Genomic DNA, 20,003 nt, shown 5'->3' on the forward strand with positions numbered 1-20,003 from the left:
TGTCGATCTTCGCAACGGATTTCGCCGAGGGCCGCACGACGGGCGGGACGATGGGCGCAACGACGTGCGGGGCGCTCTCCGGGGCCGCGATACGGTGGACGGACCGTCCCCGACATGCGAAGGAACCGTTCCACCGTGCCCGAGACCCGGGAATCCGCGCTGCGCGGAGACTGCGCCAACTGCTTCGGTCTGTGCTGCGTGGCGCTGCCCTTCGCGAAGTCGGCGGACTTCGCCGTGACCAAGTCGTCCGGTGATCCCTGCCGCAACCTCCAGGAGGACTTCCGCTGCGGCATCCACACCCGGCTGCGGCCCAGCGGCTTCCAGGGCTGCACGGTGTACGACTGCTTCGGCGCGGGCCAGCAGGTCTCCCAGGTGACGTTCGGCGGGGTGTCCTGGCGCGAGGCGCCGGAGACCGCGCGCCAGATGTACGAGGTGTTCCCGGTCGTACGCCGGCTCCACGAGCTGTTGCGCTACCTCACCGAGGCCCTGGCGCTGCCGGCCGCCCGGCCGCTCCACGCCGAGCTGCGCGCGGCGCTCGCCCGGGTCGAGGAGCTGACCGGGGGGACGCCCGACGCGCTGGAGAAGCTCGACGTGGCGCCCGTGCGCGCCGAGGTGAACCCGCTGCTGCTGCGGACGAGCGAGCTGGTACGGGCGACGGCCGGCGGGCGCCCGAAGAGCCGCCGGGGGGCCGACCTGATCGGCAAGCGGCTGCGCGGGGCGAAGCTGCGGGGTGCGGACCTGCGCGGGGCGCTCCTGATCGCCACCGACCTGACGGGGGCCGACCTGACGCTCACCGACCTCATCGGGGCGGACCTGCGGGACGCCGACCTGTCGGGTGCGGACCTGACCGGCGCGCTCTTCCTCACCCAGCCGCAGCTGAACTCGGCCCGCGGCGACCGGGCGACCCGCCTCCCGGCCGGTTTCGACCGCCCCACGCACTGGGCATCCTGACCGACGCCCCGGGGCGGTCCGCGCCCGCACGATCCACGCTCGGCCGGGGCGAGACGGAGCCCTGCCCCGCGGCCCTCCGGGCCGGTGGCTGACGCGCCCGGCCTGCGGCGCCCAGACAGGGGCTACCGTGCGTCGCCCGTCGTCCCGAGTCCGAAGACGAGCCGCGGCCGCATGGGACCGTCCTCCCGCCGGGACAGCACGACGACCTCCTCGACCCGGGCCGGCATCGTGCCCAGCCGTCCGGCCAGCTCGGGGGCGAGCCTCCGCGGAATCCTGCTCCGGCCCAGCGAGAGGTGCGGGGTGAAGCCGGCGGCGCGGCCCCGGCAGCGGGGGAAGCGTCGTAGCAGCGCGTCGTACAGCGCCGCCCAGGGCTCGGGGCCGGCCGCTGCCGGATCGAGCCACAAGGTGGCGTCGTGGCGGTGCCCGAAGCTGCGCACCCCGCTGAGCCGGGCGGTGAACGGCGCGACCTCGGCCACGGCTGCGGCCAGCAGCGGAGCCGCCCGGCCGAAGTCCGCCTCCGGGACGAAGCCGAAGAGCAGGTTCACGTGCGGCGGCCAGCGATCGATCTGCCGGTCGTGCACCTCGCGGATCCGCTGGATCGCGGGCCACAGCTCCGCGGGCGGGAGCCACGCCACGGCGGTGCGGGGCGTCGGCGCGCTACCGAGGACACCCGGCCGCTCGCCGCCGTCGGCGTGGGGGAGGTCCGTGTCCACACCACCATGGTGCGCCAGGGCCGGGGCGGCCGCTCCGGCGCCCGATGCTGGATGAGCCGGGTGCCGTGGGTCCAGCCGCTGCCGCCCTCCAGGTTCAGGCGACGACCGGAGGCGGCGTTGCGGATCCGACCGTCAGCGGTCCGCTCCGGCCCGGACGACCGCACGCAGGACGGCCGTCAACCTGCGGTGATCCGGGTGACGCCCGCTGACCTGCCGGTTTCCCGATCGGGCAGATGCCACGCCGCAGGCCTGCGCTAGACACACCGGGATGCGGGACTCGGTCGGGACGGACCCGACGTGGCCGTACGGCTCCGGCGAGGTCCGGATCGGCCGGACCGCCGGCGGGATCGGCCCTCAGCGGGAGGGTCCGCCCGGCCACAGTGCCCGCCGAGAGGAGCCGTAGCACGCCATGAAGGACTTCCCGTCGATCCCCACCGCTCCCCGGGCCCTCCCCCTCCTCGGGCACGTGGTGCCGCTGCTGCGGGACCCCCTGGCGTTCCTGAACTCGCTGCCCGCCCTCGGTGATCTGGTCCGCGTCCGGCTCGGTCCCATGAGCGTGATCGTGATCTGCGATCCGGAACTGACCCGGCAGGCACTGCTGGACGACCGCGTCTTCGACAAGGGGGGTCCGCTCTACGACCGCCTGCGCGAAGTGATCGGCGACGGCGTGGTCTCCTGCCCGCATCAGGCGCACCGCCGGCTGCGCCGGCTGTCCCAGCCCGCCTTCCACCAGGCCCGGCTCCCGGACTACGCGCGAGCGATGAGCAGGTGCGTCCGGGACGCGGCCGATTCCTGGGGTCCCGGGCAGGTCCTCGACGTACCGGCCGAGATGATGGCGGCCAGCTCCAGGATCATCACCGCCACGTTGTTCTCCGACGCCCTGCCCGCGACCGCGCACGGCCAACTCACCGACGACGTCACGACCGTGGTCAAGAGCCTCTACCAGCGCATGTTCCTGGTCCCGCCGCTCGACCGGCTGCCCACCCGCGGCAACCGCGCCCACCTCGCGGCCCGCGCCCGTCTCCACGGCACCGTCGAGCGCGTCATCGCCGAGCGCCGGGCCGACGGCGCCGACTACGGTGACCTGCTCTCGGCCCTGGTGGCGGCCCACGACCCCGAGGACGACCGGCCCGGCATGACGGGCGCCGAGATCAGCGACACCGTCGTCTCCTTCGTCCTGGCCGGCATCGAGAGCACCGCCGCGACGCTGTCCTCCGCGCTGGACCTGGTGGCCCGTCACCCCGAGGTCGAGCAGCGGCTGCACGCCGAGGTCGACGCCGTCCTGGGCGGTGCGCCCGCCACCCACGCCGATCTGCCGCGCCTGCCGCTGACCGAGCGCGTCGTCACCGAAACCCTCCGGCTGCGCCCGCCGGGGTGGTTCTTCACCCGCGCGGTCACCGCCGACACGCACCTCGGCGGGCATCCGCTGCCGGCCGGGACCAGCGTCGCGTACAGCCCGTATCTCATCCACCACCGGCCCGACCTCTACCGGGATCCCGAGGCCTTCTCCCCCGATCGCTGGGCCGCCCCGCACCCCCAGCCGCCCCGTCACGCCTTCCTCCCCTTCGCCGCGGGCGCCCGCAAGTGCATCGGCGACTCCTTCAGCATGGTCGAGGCGACCCTCGCCCTCGCGACCATCGCCTCCCGCTGGCGCCTGGAGCACGTGCCCGGCCACCGGGGCCGCCTCGCCGCCGCAGTGACGCTCGAACTCCGCGACCTGCGCATGCGCGCCCACCCACGCACCCCGACGCCTGCCGCGTCCACACCCGTGCCCGTGCCCGCCGTCGAGGAGGGCCCCTGACCGCTCCGGCTACGGGGTGTACGTGTACGGGGTCGTCGTCGAGAGCGTCCGGAAGCCCAGGCGCTGGAGGATCGGGCGGCTCGTGTCCGCCGCGTCGACCTGGACGTAGCGGTGGCCGCGGCTCGCGGCGATGCGGGCGCGGTGGGCGACGAGCGCGCGGTAGAGGCCGCGGCCCCGCCAGGCCTCGACGGTGCCGCCGCCCCAGAGTCCGGCGAAGTCGGTGCCGGGGCAGAGTTCCAGGCGGGCCGCGCTGACGGGTTCGCCGGAAGCGACGGCGACGACGGCGGTGACCGTGTCCGGGTCGGCGGCGAGGCGGTCGAGGAGCTGGCGGCCGATGTGGGAGCTGTCGGTGCCGAAGGCGCGTTCGTGGACCTCGACGACCTGGCGCACCCCGGCCTCGTCGGTGACCGCGTGGAGCTCGACGCCCTCGGGGAGCGGCACGTCCTGGGGCAGGGCGGCGGCCTCGGCGGCCATCAGGGTCTCCGGGTCCTCGGCGGCGAAGCCGGCGGCGAGGAGCCGGTCGGCGAGGTCGGCGGGGCCGTCGTGCCCGTACAGCTTCCACTCGAAGGAGAGTCCGGCGGCGCGGTAGTGGGCGATCTGCGCGGCGATCGCGGCGTCGGCCCCGGCGGCGTCGAGGCCGGACCAGAGGACGCCGTTCCAGGCGTGCGCCGGTCCGGTCTGCCGGACGACGGGGCCGACGTGCTCGACCCGGCAGCCGGGCCCGTCGGGGCGGGCCTCACGGCGCAGTTGTCGGTCGTAGAGGTCACGGAGGTCTTGGGTTTCCATGCCGGCCACTCCAACAGCGGACCCGGCGCCCCGGCAACAGGTTTTGCCTGGCCAGGGCGCCGGGGTGGTCGCGGCTCGGCGGCCACCTTCGCGGGGGCGGTGGGACGGGACGGCGGAAGCATGGGGTCACTCCGTCCCCTACGCCGTCACCGGAGCCTGCGCTTCCCCCGAAGGCGCCCGCCAAAAGCACCCGGGGGTGCGACATTCGAGCGAACCGGGCCGTCCGGGAGGCCGGACGCGCCCACCCGGATTCCCCTCCTCCCACCCCTTGCCAAGGCCTGGGCACCTCCGGGTTTACTGGCCCGGACGCAACTACCGAATGATCGGTAGTCCGTTTTACGACTGTGGATGTACGACTGCGGAGGAGTGGCGCATGACGGACCTTCTGGACAGCGGTGAACGGCTCGGACGCGAGGAGCTGGCACTGCTCCAGCTGGAGCGACTGCGCGCGACCCTGCGGCACGCGTACGAGAACGTGCCCTTCTACCGGGAGTCCTTCGACGCGGCCGGCCTCTCCCCCGAGGACTGCCGCACCCTCGCCGACCTCGCCCGCTTCCCCTTCACGGTCAAGTCCGACCTGCGCGACCACTACCCCTTCGGCATGTTCGCCGTCGACCAGTCCCGGATCCGCCGCGTGCACGCCTCCAGCGGCACCACCGGGCGGCCCACGGTCGTCGGCTACACCGACCGGGACCTCGACACCTGGGCGGACGTGGTGGCCCGCTCCCTGCGCGCCGCCGGGGCGCGCCCCGGCCACAAGGTCCATGTCGCTTACGGATACGGCCTGTTCACCGGAGGGCTCGGCGCCCACTACGGCGCGGAGCGGCTCGGGTGCACGGTGATCCCCGCCTCCGGCGGCATGACGGCCCGGCAGGTGCAGCTCATCCAGGACTTCCGGCCCGAGATCATCATGGTGACTCCCTCGTACATGCTCACGCTCCTCGACGAGTTCGAGCGGCAGGGCGTGGACCCGCGCTCCACCTCGCTGAAGGTGGGCGTGTTCGGCGCCGAGCCGTGGACGGAGGCGATGCGGAAGGAGATCGAGGAGCGGTTCGCCATCGACGCGGTCGACATATACGGGCTGTCGGAGGTGATCGGTCCCGGCGTGGCGCAGGAGTGCGTGGAGACGAAGGACGGTCTGCACATCTGGGAGGACCACTTCTACCCGGAGGTCGTGGATCCGTTCACGGGCGAGGTGCTGCCGGACGGGGAGGAGGGCGAGCTCGTCTTCACCTCGCTCACCAAGGAGGCGATGCCGGTGATCCGCTACCGGACGCGGGACCTGACGCGGCTGCTGCCGGGCACCGCACGAGTGTTCCGGCGGATGGAGAAGGTCACCGGGCGCAGCGACGACATGATCATCCTGCGCGGGGTGAACCTCTTCCCCACCCAGATCGAGGAGATCGTCCTGCGCACGCCGGCCGTGGCCCCGCACTTCCAGCTGCGGCTGACCCGGGAGGGGCGGCTCGACGCGCTGACGGTCCGGGCCGAGGCCCGCGCGGACGCGACGGCCGAGGAGCGCGCGGAGGCGGCCCGGGCCATCGCGGCGGCGGTCAAGGACGGGATCGGGGTGTCGGTCGGGGTCGAGGTGGTCGACCCCGAGACGCTGGAGCGCTCGGTGGGCAAGATCAAGCGGATCGTGGACCTGCGCGGCGCGTAGCCTGGAGGGAGGAGGTGAGTGTGATGCTGTCTGACTCCCCCATCGCCGCGATCGTCCCGGTCAACGACATGACCCGGGCCAAGCGCTTCTACTCAGAGACCCTCGGCCTTCCCCTCACCAGGGAATCGGCCGAGGACACCCGGTACGAGTGCGGGGGCACGACGATCGGACTCTACGAAACGCCCTACGGCGGCCAGGCCGGACACACCCTCGCGAGCTGGAAGGTCGCCGATCTCGACGCCGAGATGACGGAGCTCCGCTCCAAGGGCGTCACGTTCGAGGAGTACGACCTGCCGGGCATCAAGACGGTGGACGGCGTGGTCGAATCGGACACCATGCGCGGTGCCTGGTTCAAGGACAGTGAGGGCAACATCCTCTGCGTGGTGGAGGAGCTCGCGAGCTGACGACGACGGGACATCACACGGCGCCGAAGCGGTCCCGCAGTTCTCGCTTGAGGATCTTGCCGCTGGCGTTGCGTGGCAGCTCCGGGGTGAAGTGGACGCGTTTCGGTGCCTTGAAGTGGGCGAGGCTCTCGCGCGCGTGCGCGAGGAGTTTCGGCCTCCGTGACCTCACCGCGCGGGACGACGACGGCCGTGACGGCCTCGATCCAGCGCTCGTCGGGGAGGCCGATCACGGCCACCTCGGCGACACCCGGGTGGGTGTAGAGAGCGTCCTCGACCTGGCGCGAGGCGACGAGCACTCCCCCGGAGTCGATGACGTCCTCCACCCGGTCGACGATGGTGAGGAAGCCCTCGGCGTCGCGCACGGCGAGGTCGCCCGAGTGGAACCAGCCGCCCCTGAAGGCCTCCGCGGTCTCCTCCGGCTTGCATCAGTGGCCGTCGCACACCTGCGGTGAGCGGTGGACGATCTCCCCGGCGGTGCCGTCGGGCACGTCCTTCCCGTCCTCGTCCACGACCCGGGCCTCGACGTGGCGGACGGGCCGGCCGCTGGGGGTACCTCCCGGACGGAGTCTGAGGGGAGCGTCCATCCGGCCCTCGTGCTCGTCGGGCCCGAGGACGGTGGCGAGAGGACCGATCTCGGACTGGCCAAAGCAGTGGTAGAAGCGCAGCCCGGGGAGCCGCGCCGCAGCCGTTCGAGTACCGGTACGGGCATGATCGAGGCGCCGTAGTAGGCCTTGCGCAGCGCGGAGAGGTCCCGCGTGGCGAAGTCCGGGTGGTTGGCGAGGCCGATCCAGACGGTCGGCGGTGCGAAGAAGCTGTCGGCGCGGCCCGCTTCGACGAGGTCGAAGAGGACGGCCGGGTCGGGTCCGTCGACGATCGTGTTCTCGGCGCCGACGGCCAGGTAGGGCAGCAGGAAGACGTCGCATCTGTGCCGCGTGGTAGAGCGGCAGGGCGTGCACGGGCCGGTCGGCGTACCGGACGGCGACGCGGTCCGGGACGCGCTGGGCGCTCATGCGCAGCACGCCGTCGACGGCGCGGCTGAGGAGTCGTTCCATGCCGCGGTCCTCGGCGTCCGGCGGGCGGAAGGTGCGGCGCGCCGCGCCTGCCCCGGAAACCCGCCCCACGACGGGTACCGAACGGGATGTTGACAAGCGGGTCACCGGGCTGCGTGCATGGTCCAACCAGTAGCGCTCATACGTCCGTTGGGAGGCACCTTGCACCTCCGCACCCGCATGACCCGCCTGAAACACCTGGCGCTCGCCGGCGCGGCGCTCGCCGTCGTCACCGCCACGCTGCCCGGCGCCGCGGCGGCCGACTCCGGGGACCGTGGCGGCCACCGGCCGTCCGACCGGGGCCTGTCGGCCGTCATCCGGTACACCGAGTTCGGCATCCCGCACATCGTGGCGAAGGACTACGCGAACCTCGGCTTCGGCACGGGCTGGGCCCAGGCCGCCGACCAGGTGTGCGTCCTCGCCGACGGCTTCCTGACCGTGAACGGCGAGCGCTCCCGGTACTTCGGCCCGGACGCCGCGCCGGACGGCTCGCTGTCCTCGGCCGCCACCAACGTCTCCAGCGACCTGTACTTCCGCGGCGTCAAGGACGCCGGGACGGTCGAGGAGCTGCTCCGGACGCCGGCTCCGGCCGGCCCGAGCGGCGACCTCAAGGAGCTGATGCGCGGCTGGGCCGCCGGCTACAACGCCTGGCTGCGGAAGAACCGCATCACGGATCCCGCCTGCTCCGGCGCCGACTGGGTCCGCCCGGTGACCGCGCTCGACGTGGCCCGGCGCGGCTTCGCCGTGTCGGTCCTCGGCGGCCAGGGCCGGGCCGTGGACGGCATCACCGCCGCGAAGCCGCCGGCCGTGCCCGCCCCGTCCGCACCCACGAGCGCCCCGGATCCGGCGCGGACCGCCGAGGCGGCCCGGGCGCTGTTCGCCGCCGAGAACGCGACCATGGGCTCCAACGCCGTCGCGTTCTCGGGGGCCACGACGGCCGGCGGGCGCGGGCTGCTCCTCGGCAACCCGCACTACCCCTGGCAGGGCGGCCGCCGCTTCTGGCAGTCGCAGCAGACCATCCCGGGCGAGCTGAACGTCTCGGGTGCCTCGCTCCTCGGCACGACGGTCGTCAACATCGGCTTCAACGACAAGGTGGCCTGGAGCCACACCGTCGCCACCGGAGTGCCGCTCAACCTCCACCAGCTGACGCTCGCCCCCGGTGACCCGACCTCCTACCTGGTGGACGGGCACCCGGAGCGGATGACCGCGCGCACGGTCACCGTCCCGGTCAAGGGCGGCGCCACCGTCACCCGTACCCAGTGGTGGACCCGGTACGGCCCGGTCGTCGGCGGCCTCGGCGCGCAGCTCCCGATGCCGTGGACGACGACGACGGCGTACGCGCTCAACGACCCGAACGCGGCGAACCTGCGCGGCTCCGACACGGCGCTCGGCTTCGGCAAGGCGCGCTCGACGCGGGACGTCGCCGAGACCCTGCGGCGCACCCAGGGGCTGCCGTGGGTCAACACGATCGCGGCCGACTCGGCCGGTCACTCCTACTTCAGCCAGTCGCAGGTGCTCCCCCGGATCACCGACGAGCTCGCCCAGCGCTGCTCGACGCCGCTGGGCCGGGCGACCTATCCGGCCTCGGGTGTCGCGGTGCTCGACGGCTCGCGCTCCGACTGCGCTCTCGGCTCGGACCCGGACGCGGTCCAGCCCGGGACGTTCGGTCCGGCGCGGATGCCGGTGCTGCGGGACACCCCGTACGTCGAGAACTCCAACGACAGCGCGTGGCTCACCAACGCCGACCGGCCGCTGACCGGGTACGAGCGGGTCTTCGGCACGATCGCGACGCAGCGTTCGCTGCGGACGCGGGGCGGTGTCGAGGACGTGGCGGCGATGGCGGAGCGGGGGCGGCTGACGGTGGCCGACCTCCAGCACCAGCAGTTCGCCAACCGGGCGCCGGCCGGTGACCTGGCGGCGGCCGATGTCGCCGCGGCCTGCCCGACGGTGCTGCCGGGCGATCCCGAGGTCTGCCGGGTGCTCGGGGCCTGGGACAGGACGGTGGACGTCGAGAGCCGGGGCGCGCTGTTCTTCGACCGCTTCTGGCGCAAGTTCGCCGGTTCGGTGCCGCAGGCCGAGCAGTGGAAGGTGCCGTTCTCGGCGGCGGACCCGGTCCGTACCCCGCGCACGGTGAACACGGCGGCGCCGGGCCTCGCGAAGGCGCTGCGGGACGCGGCGGCGGAGCTGCGGGCGGCGGGGATCCCGCTGGACGCGCCGCTCGGGGCCCACCAGTTCGTCGTACGGAACGGGGAGCGCATCCCGGTGAGCGGCGGGACCGAGGCGCTGGGCGTCTGGAACAAGACGGAGCCCGTGTGGAACGCGGCGGGCGGCGGCTACGTGGAGGTCGCGCACGGGACCAGTCACGTCCAGGCGGTGGGCTGGGACGGGAGCCGGTGCCCGGTGGCCCGCACCCTGCTGACGTACTCCCAGTCCTCGAACCCGGCGTCGCCGCACCACAGCGACCAGACCCGGTTGTACGCGGGCGAGCGCTGGGTGACCTCCCGCTTCTGCGAGAAGGACATCCTGCGCTCGCCGGCGCTGCGGGTGGTGGTCGTCAGGGGCTGAACCGGACCGTCACGGGCTGAAGGAGAGGAAGACGAAGGCGGCGAAGATCGAGAGATGGACGCCGCCCTGGAGGAGCGTGGCCCGTCCGGGCACCACGGTCAGGGCGCTCACCACACCGGTGAGGACGAGCAGGACCATGTGGAGCGGGCCCAGGCCCAGGATCAGGGGTCCGGACAGCCAGATCGAGGCGAGCGCGATCGCCGGAATCGTCAGGCCGATGCTGGCGATCGCGGAGCCGTACGCGAGGTTGAGGCTGGTCTGCATGCGGTCACGGCGGGCCGCGCGGACGGCGGCGAGGGTCTCGGGCAGCAGCACCATCAGGGCGATGACGACACCGACGACCGCCTTGGGCAGGCCCGCCGACTGGACGCCGTCCTCGATGGTGGGCGAGATCAGCTTGGCGTTGCCGACGACGGCGACGAGGGCGACGACGAGCAGGCCGAGGCTGGTCCAGGCCTCGCGCCGGGTCGGCGGCTCCGCGTGGTCGTCCTCCGAGTCGTGGCCGGGGCGCGGAACCGGCAGGAAGTAGTCCCGGTGCCGGACGGTCTGGACGGCGACGAACACGGCGTACAGGCAGAGGGAGGCGACGGCGGCGAAGGCGAGCTGGACGCCGGAGAACTCGGGGCCCGGGTGGCTGGTGGTGAAGGTCGGCAGGACCAGCGTCATCGTGGCCAGGGTGCAGACGGTGGCGAGCGCACCGCCGGAGCCTTCGGCGTTGAAGACGGCGACCCGGTTGCGGAGTGCGCCGACGAGGAGGGACAGTCCGACGATGCCGTTGCAGGTGATCATGACGGCGGCGAAGACGGTGTCCCGCGCGTAGGTCGCGGTCTTCTCGCCGCCTCCCACCATCAGCGAGACGATGAGTCCCACCTCGATCACCGTGACGGCCACGGCGAGGACGAGCGAGCCGTACGGTTCACCCACCCGGTGGGCGATGACCTCGGCGTGGTGGACCGCGGCGAGGACGGCGACGATCAGGCAGAGCGCGATGAACCCGACGGCGAAGCCCGGCAGGTCGCGTCCCCAGGCCGCGACAAGCGCAAGCGCCGCCACCACCGGCCCCCAGGTGGTCCACTGCCGTGTCAATGACGCCGTGCTCGAACTCATGATCCGCATCCTGCCACAAAGGGGGCTTTCGCCCGGTTCGGTCAATCCAGGGGGTCGCTGAGGGCGCGCTCGTAAGCGGTGAGGGTCTCCAGGAACATCCGTCGCTGCGCCGGGTCGAGCGGGGCGAGGGCGGCGCGCCACGCACCGGCGCTGCGGCCGAGCCAGCCGTCGATGGCGGCGCTGTGCGCCGGGGCGATGGAGACGATCTTGCGCCTGCGGTCCGCGGGGTCCTCGACCCGTTCCAGTACGCCCTTCTTCGCCAGGTCCCCCACCATCAGACTCACGGTCGTGGGGGCCACCTCCAGACGGGCGGCGAGCTCGTTGACGCTCAGCGACCCGTCGAACAGGAGGTAGGCGAGCAGGGAGAGATGGCGGGGCGCGAGCGTGAGCGTCTGCAGCTCGTCGGGAATTCTGATGCGCTTCGCCCGCGAGACCATCCGAGGCATGAGCAGCAGCAACGTGCGCACGGCCTCGTCGAGTTCCGGCCCGTCGGCGGCCTCGTCCCCCTCGCGTGCGGTTGACACCTCGCACCCTCCTTTTTAGCTTTGCTTTCAAAGCAAATAGATCCGTCGGGATCGATGCTACCGGAAGGCACAGCCATGTCCGAGGTCAACCAGCAGGTCATCGAGGAGTTCCGCGCCAACGGCGGCCGGCTGGGCGGGATGTTCGAGGGCGCGAACCTGCTCCTGCTCACCACGCCGGGAGCCCTCAGCGGACGCCCCCGCACCAACCCCGCCGTGTACGTGCGTGACGGGGCGCGACTGCTCGTCTTCGCGTCGAACGCCGGCGGGCCGAAGCACCCGGCCTGGTTCCACAACCTCAGCGCCGACCCGCACGTGACCGTCGAACTCGGCACCCCGGAGGGGACCGTCGAGCGCTTCGCGGCCACAGCGGCGGTGACGGAGGGTGCGGAACGGAACCGGCTGTACGCGGAACAGGCGTCCCGCGAGCCGGGGTTCGCCGCCTACCAGGCGGCCACGGACAGGACCATCCCGGTCGTCGCCCTGCACCGCGTGGACCTCGGGGACCCGTCGCGGCGCCGGGCGATCGCCGACCACCTGGCCAAGGTCCACGCCGAACTGCGCACCGAACTCGCCGCGTTACGCGAGGGGCTGGACACCGAGGCGACGGAGGCGCAGAGGGCGGCGGTACGCGCGGTTCGCTACGGCGTGCGGAACCCGCGGAAGGTCACGGGCCTGCGCGTCACGAAGCCGAGCTTCTCGTAGAGGGCGATCGCGCCGGTGTTCGCCTCGGCCACGTGGAGGAAGGCCCCTTCGCCCCGCGCCTCGACGCGCGCCGCGAGCGCGCCGACCAGGCGGGCCGCGTGGCCCTGCCCGCGTGCCTCGGGCGCCGTGCAGACCGCGCTGATCTCGGTCCATCCCGGCGGCCGGAGCCGCTCCCCGGCCATGGCGACCAGCGTGCCCTTCTCGCGGATGCCGAGGTAGGTGCCGAGTTCGGGGGTCCGGGACCAGAAGGGTCCGGGCCGGGTGCGCTCGACGAGCTCCAGCATCTCGGGCACGCTCTCCGCGCCCAGTTCGACCACGCCGTCCTCCAGGTCCTCGGGGGCGCCGCCACCCGGCCTGACCATCTGGCGGCCTTCCAGGACGAAGACGGGTTCCCAGTGCGACGGCGGGAGCGCCGGGCAGCTGAACATGTCGGCGAACGCGTCCCGGCCGAGGAGTTCGGTGAGGTCGTCCCACCGCACCGGATCCGGGTCGGTGGCCACGGCGGCGAAGGTCGAGACGTCCGGCAGATAGGTGAAGGCCCGCCCCACCCGGCGCGCGAGATGGGCGTGCCGCCCCCGGAGGGACTCCCCCACCGGGTCGTCCAGTACGGGGTCGTCCAGTGCGAAGGGGTCGCTGCCCGCCATCGTGTCGTCCCTCTCCCACTCCGTGCCGCACGGGGAAGGAGGCCACCGTCGGAGACCTCCTCACCCACGGAGTCTAGGGCGTGTCGTCAAACTCCCGTCGTCCGCCCGAAGGGCGGGCCTTCGGGCGGCCGGCGCTACTTTCGCAACACGCCCTAGAGGGGCCGGTCGCGGCCCTCCCAGTACGGGTCGCGGAGGCGGCGCTTGTACAGCTTGCCGTTGGGGTCGCGGGGCATGGCGGTGACGAAGTCGACCGTCCTGGGGCGCTTGAAGCCGGCCAGGCGGTCGCCGCAGTGGGCCAGGATCTCGTCGGCGAGCGCGGGACCGGGCTCGTGGCCCTCGGCCGCCTCGACGACCGCCTTGACCTCCTCGCCCCAGTCGGCGTGCGGGATGCCGAAGGCGGCGGCGTCCGCGACGGCCGGGTGCGTGAGGAGGGCGGCCTCTATCTCGGCCGGGTAGATGTTGACCCCACCCGAGATGATCATGTCGATCTTGCGGTCGCGGAGGAACAGGTAGCCGTCCGCGTCGAGGACGCCGAGGTCGCCGACGGTGAAGAACTCGCCGATGCGGTTCTTCGCGGTCTTCGCCTCGTCCTTGTGGTACTGGAAGCCGCCGGTGTTCATCTTCAGGTAGACGGTGCCCACTTCGCCGGGGGGCAGGCGCTTCCCGTCGTCGTCGAAGACGGCGAGCTCGCTGATCGGCCAGGCCCTGCCGACCGTGCCGGGCTTCTTCAGCCACTCCTCGGCGGTGGCGAAGGCCCCGCCGCCCTCGCTGGCCGCGTAGTACTCCTCGACACTGTGGCCCCACCACTCGATCATCGCCCGTTTCACGTGCTCGGGGCAGGGTGCGGCGCCGTGGATGGCATGGCGCATGGAGGAGACGTCGTACCGCTCGCGCACCTCGGCCGGGAGGGAGAGCAGCCGGTGGAACTGGGTGGGGACCATGTGGGTGTGGGTGCACGCGTACCGGTCGATCAGCCGCAGCATCTCCTCCGGTGTCCACCGGTCCATCAGGACGAGCGGGTGCCCGATGTGCAGGGCGGCGGAGGCGAACTGGAGGACGGCCGTGTGGTAGAGCGGGGAACAGACGAGGTGGACGTTGCCGTCGCCGGGCCGGATGCCGAAGATGCCGAGGAAGCCGCCGAGCGGGGTCTCCTCGGGGAGCCTTCCGGGCAGGGGGCGGCGGATGCCCCGGGGCCGTCCGGTGGTGCCCGAGGTGTAGTTCATGACCCAGCCGAGCGTGCGGTCGGCGGGTGCGGCGCCGTCCTGCCCGTCGAGGAGCTCCGCGTACGGGCGGAAGCCGGGGATCGTCCCGACGGCGTACCGGTGCGTGGCGGCGAGTCCGGCCTCGTCGGCGGCGAGGCTGACGGCCTCGGCGAAGCGCTCGTGGGCGAGGAGGACCTTGGCGCCGGAGTCGGCGACGATCCAGGCGATCTCGGGTCCGACGAAGTGGTGGTTGACGGGGACCAGGTAGAACCCGGCCTGGGTGGCGGCGAGATGGGCCGTGAAGAACTCGGGGCCGTTGGGCAGGACGACGGCGAAGGCGTCGCCGCGTTCCAGGCCCGCGGCGCGGAGCCCGTGGACGAGCCGGTTGGCATCGGTGTGCAGCCGGCCGGCGGTCCATTCCTCGCCGTCGGGGGCGACGAGGACCGTACGGCCGGGGTCGGCGGCGGCCTGGGCCCAGAATCCGGTGGGTGCGGCTGACTGGCTCATGCCTCGCTCCGTCCCGCGATGCGGTTGATGCGGTCGACGGCCTTCTCGAAGCCCCGGGTGAGCTCGTCGACGACCTGCTGGACGCTGCGCTCGGAGTTCATCCGGCCGACGATCTGCCCGACGGGCGTGCCGAGGAGCGGATCGACCTCGTACTTCTGGATACGGGAGACGGCCTCGGCCACCAGGAGCCCCTGGAGCGGCATGGGCAGCGGGCCGGGGCCCGCCGGGTCGTCCCAGGCGTCGGTCCACTCGGTACGGAGCTGGCGCGCGGGCTTGCCGGTCAACGCGCGGGAGCGGACCGTGTCGCCGGAGCCCGCTGCGAGGAGCTTGGCGGTCAGGGCGCGCGAGTGCAGGTCGGCCTCGGTGGTGGTGAGCCAGATCGAGCCGAGCCAGACACCCTGGGCGCCGAGGGCCAGTCCGGCGGCGATCTGCTCTCCGCTGCCGATGCCGCCGGCCGCGAGCACGGGCAGCGGGGACACGGCCTCGACGACCTCGGGGGTGAGGACCATGGACGCGATCTCGCCGGTGTGGCCGCCCGCCTCGTACCCCTGGGCGACGACGACGTCGATGCCGGCCTCGGCGTGGTGGCGGGCGTGCCGGGCGCTGCCCGCGAGGGCGGCGACCAGGACGCCGTGGTCGTGGGCGCGGGCGACGACGTCCGGGGGCGGGGAGCCGAGGGCGTTGGCCAGGAGCTTGATCGGGTAGTCGAAGGCGACGTCGAGCTGGCCGCGGGCGACCTGCTCCATCCAGCCGGTGATGCGCCAGCCGGAGGCCTCGCCCTCGGGGAGTTCGGGCACGCCGTGTTTGGCGAGGGTCGCGCGGACGAACGCGCGGTGCTCCTCGGGGATCATGGCCTCGACGTCCGCCTCGCTCACGCCCTCGACCTTCTTCGCGGGCATCACGACGTCGAGGCCGTAGGGCAGCCCGTCGGTGTGGTCCTGCATCCAGTCGAGGTCGCGGGCGAGGTCGTCGGGCGCGGTGTAGCGGACCGCGCCGAGGACTCCGAATCCGCCGGCTCTGGTGAGGGCGGCGGCCACCGCGGGGAAGGGCGTGAAGCCGAAGATGGCGTGCTCGATCCCCAGTGTGCGACTCAGCTCCGTCTTCATGGGCGGCAGGATGCCGTAGCCGCGCGACGGAGGGAAGAGATTTTCTGATGCGTCGTCAGATTCTTTTGCCGCCGGTACGTCGGACCCACATGGCCGGTACGCCGAACCCACGACGGCCGGTACGCCGACGTTTCGTCGCGGCCCGCCGTGGGAGAGGGTGGGCATGACGGAGGATGCGGTACGAGACGGAGTTCTGAGCCGCCGCGCGTTCGGCGGCGGGATGCTGGCACTGGGAGGTGCGGTGATGATCGGTTCGGTGCCGGGGGCCGCGGCCGCGCCGGGCCCCGGAGGCACAGGCCCGGGGAGCACGGACCCCCGGGGCCCGGGGCTCGGGCGCCCGGCGCGGCGGACCACGCTGCGGCGGGGGTCGGCCGAGCGGGCCGGGCTGCTCCCCGCGCACCTGGACCGGCTGGTCACGGACGCCGAGGCCTTCCTCGCCCCCTCCCCCACGCACCCCTGGTACGCGGGCGCCGTGCTCCTCGCCGGGCGCGGCGGGACCGTCGCCCTGCACGAGCCGATCGGCTCGGCCGTGCGCTACTCCGCGTACGACGAGAAGACGGACACGGGAGTCGAGCTGCCGCCCGGGGAGCGGGTCCCGATGACCGAGGACACCGTGTTCGACCTGGCGTCCGTCTCCAAGCTGTTCACCTCGATCCTGGCGGTGCAGCAGATCGAGCGCGGGGCCCTGGAGCTGGAGGCGAAGGTCACCGCGTACCTCCCGGAGTTCGGGGGCGGCGGGAAGCAGGACGTCACGGTACGTCAGCTGCTCACGCACACCTCGGGGTTCCGGTCGTGGATCCCGCTGTACCGGGAGCCGACCCCGGAGGGGCGGCTGCGGCTGCTGTGGGGCGAGAAGCTCGCCGGCCCGCCGGGCACGGCGTACCTCTACTCCGATCTGAACCTGATCTCGCTCCAGCTGATCCTGGAGAAGATCACCGCTCGCGGCCTCGACACCCTGCTCCACGACGAGATCACCGCCCCGCTCGGGATGCACCGCACGCGCTTCAACCCGCCGCCCTCGTGGCGGCCGGGGATCGCCGCGACCGAGGACGCCCGGCTCCCCTGGTCGGGGCTCGACCGGGGCATGGTGCGGGGCGAGGTCCACGACGAGAACGCCTACGCCATGGGCGGGGTCGCGGGCCACGCCGGGGTGTTCTCACGCGCCTGGGACCTCGCGGTCCTGGCCCGCACCCTCCTCAACGGCGGGGCGTACGGCCGGGCCCGCATCCTCTCCCCCGAGTCCGTCGACCTGATGTTCACCGACTTCAACACGGCCTTCCCCGGCGACGAGCACGGCCTCGGCTTCGAGCTCCACCAGCACTGGTACATGGGCGCGATGGCCACCCCGCGCACGGCCGGCCACACCGGGTTCACCGGCACCAGTCTCGTCCTCGACCCGACGACCGACGCCTTCCTCGTCGTCCTCGGCAACTCGGTCCACCCGGTGCGCTCGTGGCGCTCCGGCTCGGCGCCCCGGGTCGCCGCGGCGAACCACCTGGCCCGCGCCGTCCCCGTCCGGCCCGCCCGGGGCCGTACCGCCTGGTTCTCCGGCATGGCGAGCGCCACGACGGCCACCTTGACGATCCCTCAGGTCGCGGGTGCGGCGCGCCTGGAGTGCGCGCTGTGGTGGGACACCGAGCCGGGCGCCGACGCGGTCGCCCTGGAGTCCTCGGCCGACGGCGGCGCGACCTGGCGGCCGGTGCCCTTCACCACCGACGGCCGCGCCGACCACCCGGCGGGCACGGTCGGCGGCTGGTCCGGCCGCGTCTGGCACACCGTGTCCGCCGCCCTGCCCGGGACGCCCGCCCTCCTGCGCTGGCGGTACACGACGGACCAGCGGTACGTCGGACGGGGCGTGTACGTGGACGGGCTGCGGCTCCTCGACGGCGCGGGACAACCGGTGTTCGACGAGGCGCGTCCGGCGGACGGATCACGGATCGCGGCCGACGGCTGGGCGAGGTCGGCCGACTGAGCGCGCGCTGACGAACCGTCAGTTCAGCGACCATCGGACTGACGAACCGTCGGTTCCGGCTGCGCACACATGATCACATGAGGTAGCGTCCCCGCCGGGAGATCTCACCGGGGGGATGAGACGAACGCCGAGGCGAGCGTCTGTCGCGTCGCCCGTTCGCGTGCCCTTCCGCTGCGCGGGGGCCGCCGCAACCGGCCCGCTGACGATCGCGGCACAACCGCGTCAAGGCCCAGCCGCCCCGTCGTCCGTCGCCTCCGCTCCGCTCTCGCTTCCGAAGAGGTGTTCCTCCGTGCTGCCCCTTTCCGAGCGCCGCCCACCGGGCGCTCGCCGCTTCGCGCTGTCCGCATGGCTGTGCGCGCTGTCCCTCGCGGTCCTGGCCGCGGTCGCCCTCGCGGTGACGCCGACCTCGCCCGCGGTCGCGTCGACGACCGCGACCGAGTCGCTCGTCAAGCAGGTGTCCAACACACCGTTCGAGGCGCGCAAGGCCTACTACTGCACTCGTATCCCCGCCCTCGTCACCACCCCGAAGGGCGTCCTCCTCGCCTTCGCCGAGGGCCGTAAGCGGCTGACGACGACCGGCTGCGACGACGTCGGCGACAACGACCTCATCCTCAGGAGGTCTCTCGACGGGGGTGTGACCTGGCAGGAGCCCCAGATCGTCATCGGCGCCACCGACGAGCTCGCGCACGGCAACCCCGCGCCGGTCGTCGACGCGGTCACCGGCCGGATCACCCTCCTGTACTCCAGCAGCGAGTGGAACCACAACGAGGCGAAGCCCAGCCGCAAGGAATTCCCGCGTACGGTCCACGCCGTGCACAGCATGGACGGCGGACTGACCTGGTCCGCGAGCGTTCCGCAGCCGCAGCTCAAGGCTGAGGGCTGGGGCTGGGTCTCCACCGGTCCGGGCCACGGCATCCAGCTCAGCCGGGGGCCGCACCACGGCCGGCTGATCATCCCCGGCGACCACACGGCCGGCGGTGACACGACCGCGGGCGGCCAGCTGTACTACAGCGACGACGGCGGGCTCACCTGGGCCCTCGGCGCCACCTCCTCGACGAGCAAGGCGGGTGCGTACCCCGGCGAGCTGACGGTCGCCGAGACCGTCGACGGCGGCATCCACGTGAACGCCCGCAACTCCGAGCCCGTCCGCTGTCTGACCAACGAGCACCGGCTGAAGACCACCAGCGCCGACGGTGGCGCCTCCTTCGCGGGCCCCTTCACCCCGGTGGCCAACCTGGACACCTCCCCGGTGTTCGGCTCCGTGCTGCGGCTGCACGCCATGGACCAGGACGGCAAGGCCGACCAGTTGCTGTACTCGGCCCCCTCCCGGCTCGGCCCCAACCCGGGGGAGGACAAGCGCGAGCTCGCCATCCGCTCCTCGTACGACGAGGGCAAGACCTGGAAGACCGTAGGCACCCTGGTCTCGGGCGGCCGCACCGGCTACTCCGACCTGACGGTGCTGCCCGACGGCTCCATCGGCATCCTGTACGAGACGGCCGGCAACATCCCGCACGGCAACCTCAACTTCGCCGCCTTCACCGAAGACGCCATGAACGATGCGGAGACCGAGCTGCGTCTCCCGCGCACCACCGACACCCGCACCAAGGCCGAGGGCGAGGCCGCCAACCACGCCATCGTCCACGGCGGGGCCAAGCTCGGCTCACGCAACGACGGCTCGGCCATGGACTTCGACGGCACGGACGACTACCTGCGCCTGGTCTGCTCCCCTTCCCTGCGCGTCGAGGACGGGGACTTCACCGTCACCGCCTGGTTCAAGCACAAGGACACCACCGGCACACTGCCGATCATCTGGGCGTACGGCATGCCGGGAACCGACCCCACGAAGAAGGTTCGTCACTTCTCCGTCCGGGCCGAATCGGGCGGCACGAACGAGGTCCTGCGCGCCACCATAGGCACCGACGCCGGTTACACCGAGGTGACGCTGCCCTCCTCGTACGACAACGACACCTGGCACCACGTCGTGTTCACCCGCGAGGGCCTCACCCTCAGTCTCGCGGTCGACGGGGGCGCTCCGGCCACCGCGACGATGCCTCCCGGCGACGAGAACACGACCACGAACGCCACGCCGAGCGGCCAGTTCAACATCCACATCGGTGCCCGGCCCGACTTCCCTGACCAGCCGGCGGGGGTCGCGCAGCTCTTCGACGGCACGCTGGACGACGTACGGCTCTTCCGGAAGGCACTGACCAAGACGGAGTCGGACTCGGTGCGGAACGGCGCCCTCGACGTGCAGAAGACCCACGAGAAGCTCCGCCTCGGCTTCGGCGCCATCTGGTAGCGGGCGCGTAG

General features: G+C 72.9%; 15 protein-coding genes and 1 pseudogene. 8 read left to right on the forward strand and 8 right to left on the reverse strand.

All coding sequences use genetic code 11. The features are described 5' to 3' along the window. The first annotated feature begins 114 nt into the window (after nt 1-114). The gene (locus ACF08F_RS35940; protein WP_392302747.1) at nt 115-951 is read left to right on the forward strand and encodes a pentapeptide repeat-containing protein; all 837 of its coding nucleotides are present in this window, start codon (nt 115-117) and stop codon (nt 949-951) included. 122 nt (nt 952-1,073) lie between these two features. Here ACF08F_RS35940 and ACF08F_RS35945 read toward each other — a convergent pair whose 3' ends face one another. Next, a complete protein-coding gene (locus tag ACF08F_RS35945; RefSeq protein WP_392302748.1) occupies nt 1,074-1,664 on the reverse strand; it encodes a 2'-5' RNA ligase family protein in 591 nt (196 codons plus the stop codon). A 409-nt stretch (nt 1,665-2,073) separates the two neighbouring features. Between ACF08F_RS35945 and ACF08F_RS35950 the strand changes: the two genes are divergently transcribed. Then, nucleotides 2,074-3,465: a cytochrome P450 gene (locus tag ACF08F_RS35950; protein ID WP_392302749.1), complete on the forward strand. Its 1,392-nt coding sequence runs from the start codon at nt 2,074-2,076 to the stop codon at nt 3,463-3,465. 9 nt (nt 3,466-3,474) lie between these two features. Here ACF08F_RS35950 and ACF08F_RS35955 read toward each other — a convergent pair whose 3' ends face one another. Beyond that, nucleotides 3,475-4,251, reverse strand: a complete 777-nt coding sequence (locus ACF08F_RS35955; RefSeq protein ID WP_392302750.1) for a GNAT family N-acetyltransferase — start codon at nt 4,249-4,251, stop codon at nt 3,475-3,477. A gap of 373 nt (nt 4,252-4,624) precedes the next feature. Between ACF08F_RS35955 and paaK the strand changes: the two genes are divergently transcribed. Together paaK and ACF08F_RS35965 are read left to right on the forward strand one after the other, a co-directional pair. Further along, nucleotides 4,625-5,911, forward strand: coding sequence for a phenylacetate--CoA ligase PaaK (paaK, locus tag ACF08F_RS35960; protein WP_392302751.1), 1,287 nt, complete (start codon nt 4,625-4,627; stop codon nt 5,909-5,911). A gap of 23 nt (nt 5,912-5,934) precedes the next feature. Continuing rightward, entirely contained in the window at nt 5,935-6,315 is a 381-nt protein-coding gene (locus tag ACF08F_RS35965) for a VOC family protein (RefSeq protein WP_392302752.1), read from the forward strand. Nucleotides 6,316-6,328: 13 nt separating this feature from the next. Here the strand turns inward: ACF08F_RS35965 and ACF08F_RS35970 are convergent. Further along, nucleotides 6,329-7,280 (reverse strand): annotated as a pseudogene (locus ACF08F_RS35970) (AMP-binding protein); the annotation flags it as partial. Between the two features lie 264 nt (nt 7,281-7,544). Here ACF08F_RS35970 and ACF08F_RS35975 point away from each other — a divergent pair. Then, the gene (locus ACF08F_RS35975; protein WP_392302774.1) at nt 7,545-9,929 is read left to right on the forward strand and encodes a penicillin acylase family protein; all 2,385 of its coding nucleotides are present in this window, start codon (nt 7,545-7,547) and stop codon (nt 9,927-9,929) included. 9 nt (nt 9,930-9,938) lie between these two features. Here ACF08F_RS35975 and ACF08F_RS35980 read toward each other — a convergent pair whose 3' ends face one another. Beyond that, nucleotides 9,939-11,036 (reverse strand): calcium:proton antiporter, encoded by a 1,098-nt coding sequence (locus ACF08F_RS35980; protein ID WP_392302753.1) that lies wholly within the window; start codon nt 11,034-11,036, stop codon nt 9,939-9,941. Between the two features lie 41 nt (nt 11,037-11,077). Continuing rightward, entirely contained in the window at nt 11,078-11,482 is a 405-nt protein-coding gene (locus tag ACF08F_RS35985) for a MarR family winged helix-turn-helix transcriptional regulator (protein ID WP_392302775.1), read from the reverse strand. Nucleotides 11,483-11,635: 153 nt separating this feature from the next. Here ACF08F_RS35985 and ACF08F_RS35990 point away from each other — a divergent pair, with 153 nt between their 5' ends. Next, nucleotides 11,636-12,262, forward strand: coding sequence for a nitroreductase family deazaflavin-dependent oxidoreductase (locus ACF08F_RS35990; protein ID WP_392302754.1), 627 nt, complete (start codon nt 11,636-11,638; stop codon nt 12,260-12,262). Here the strand turns inward: ACF08F_RS35990 and ACF08F_RS35995 are convergent. The 3 genes from ACF08F_RS35995 to ACF08F_RS36005 all read right to left on the reverse strand — a co-directional run bounded on the left by ACF08F_RS35995 (nt 12,199) and on the right by ACF08F_RS36005 (nt 15,721). After that, entirely contained in the window at nt 12,199-12,906 is a 708-nt protein-coding gene (locus tag ACF08F_RS35995) for a GNAT family N-acetyltransferase (protein ID WP_392302755.1), read from the reverse strand. The genes ACF08F_RS35990 and ACF08F_RS35995 overlap by 64 nt on opposite strands. Nucleotides 12,907-13,058: 152 nt before the next feature. Further along, a complete protein-coding gene (locus ACF08F_RS36000; RefSeq protein WP_392302756.1) occupies nt 13,059-14,615 on the reverse strand; it encodes an acyl-CoA synthetase in 1,557 nt (518 codons plus the stop codon). Further along, nucleotides 14,612-15,721, reverse strand: coding sequence for an NAD(P)H-dependent flavin oxidoreductase (locus ACF08F_RS36005; protein ID WP_392302757.1), 1,110 nt, complete (start codon nt 15,719-15,721; stop codon nt 14,612-14,614). The genes ACF08F_RS36000 and ACF08F_RS36005 overlap by 4 nt, the downstream gene beginning before the upstream one ends. Nucleotides 15,722-15,884: 163 nt before the next feature. Here ACF08F_RS36005 and ACF08F_RS36010 point away from each other — a divergent pair, with 163 nt between their 5' ends. Next, nucleotides 15,885-17,693 (forward strand): serine hydrolase, encoded by a 1,809-nt coding sequence (locus ACF08F_RS36010; protein ID WP_392302758.1) that lies wholly within the window; start codon nt 15,885-15,887, stop codon nt 17,691-17,693. Between the two features lie 289 nt (nt 17,694-17,982). Next, nucleotides 17,983-19,992, forward strand: a complete 2,010-nt coding sequence (locus ACF08F_RS36015; RefSeq protein WP_392302759.1) for an exo-alpha-sialidase — start codon at nt 17,983-17,985, stop codon at nt 19,990-19,992. The last annotated feature ends 11 nt before the right edge of the window (nt 19,993-20,003 follow it).

Source organism: Streptomyces sp. NPDC015130, from assembly GCF_043080005.1.
Taxonomy (GTDB): Bacteria; Actinomycetota; Actinomycetes; order Streptomycetales; family Streptomycetaceae; genus Streptomyces.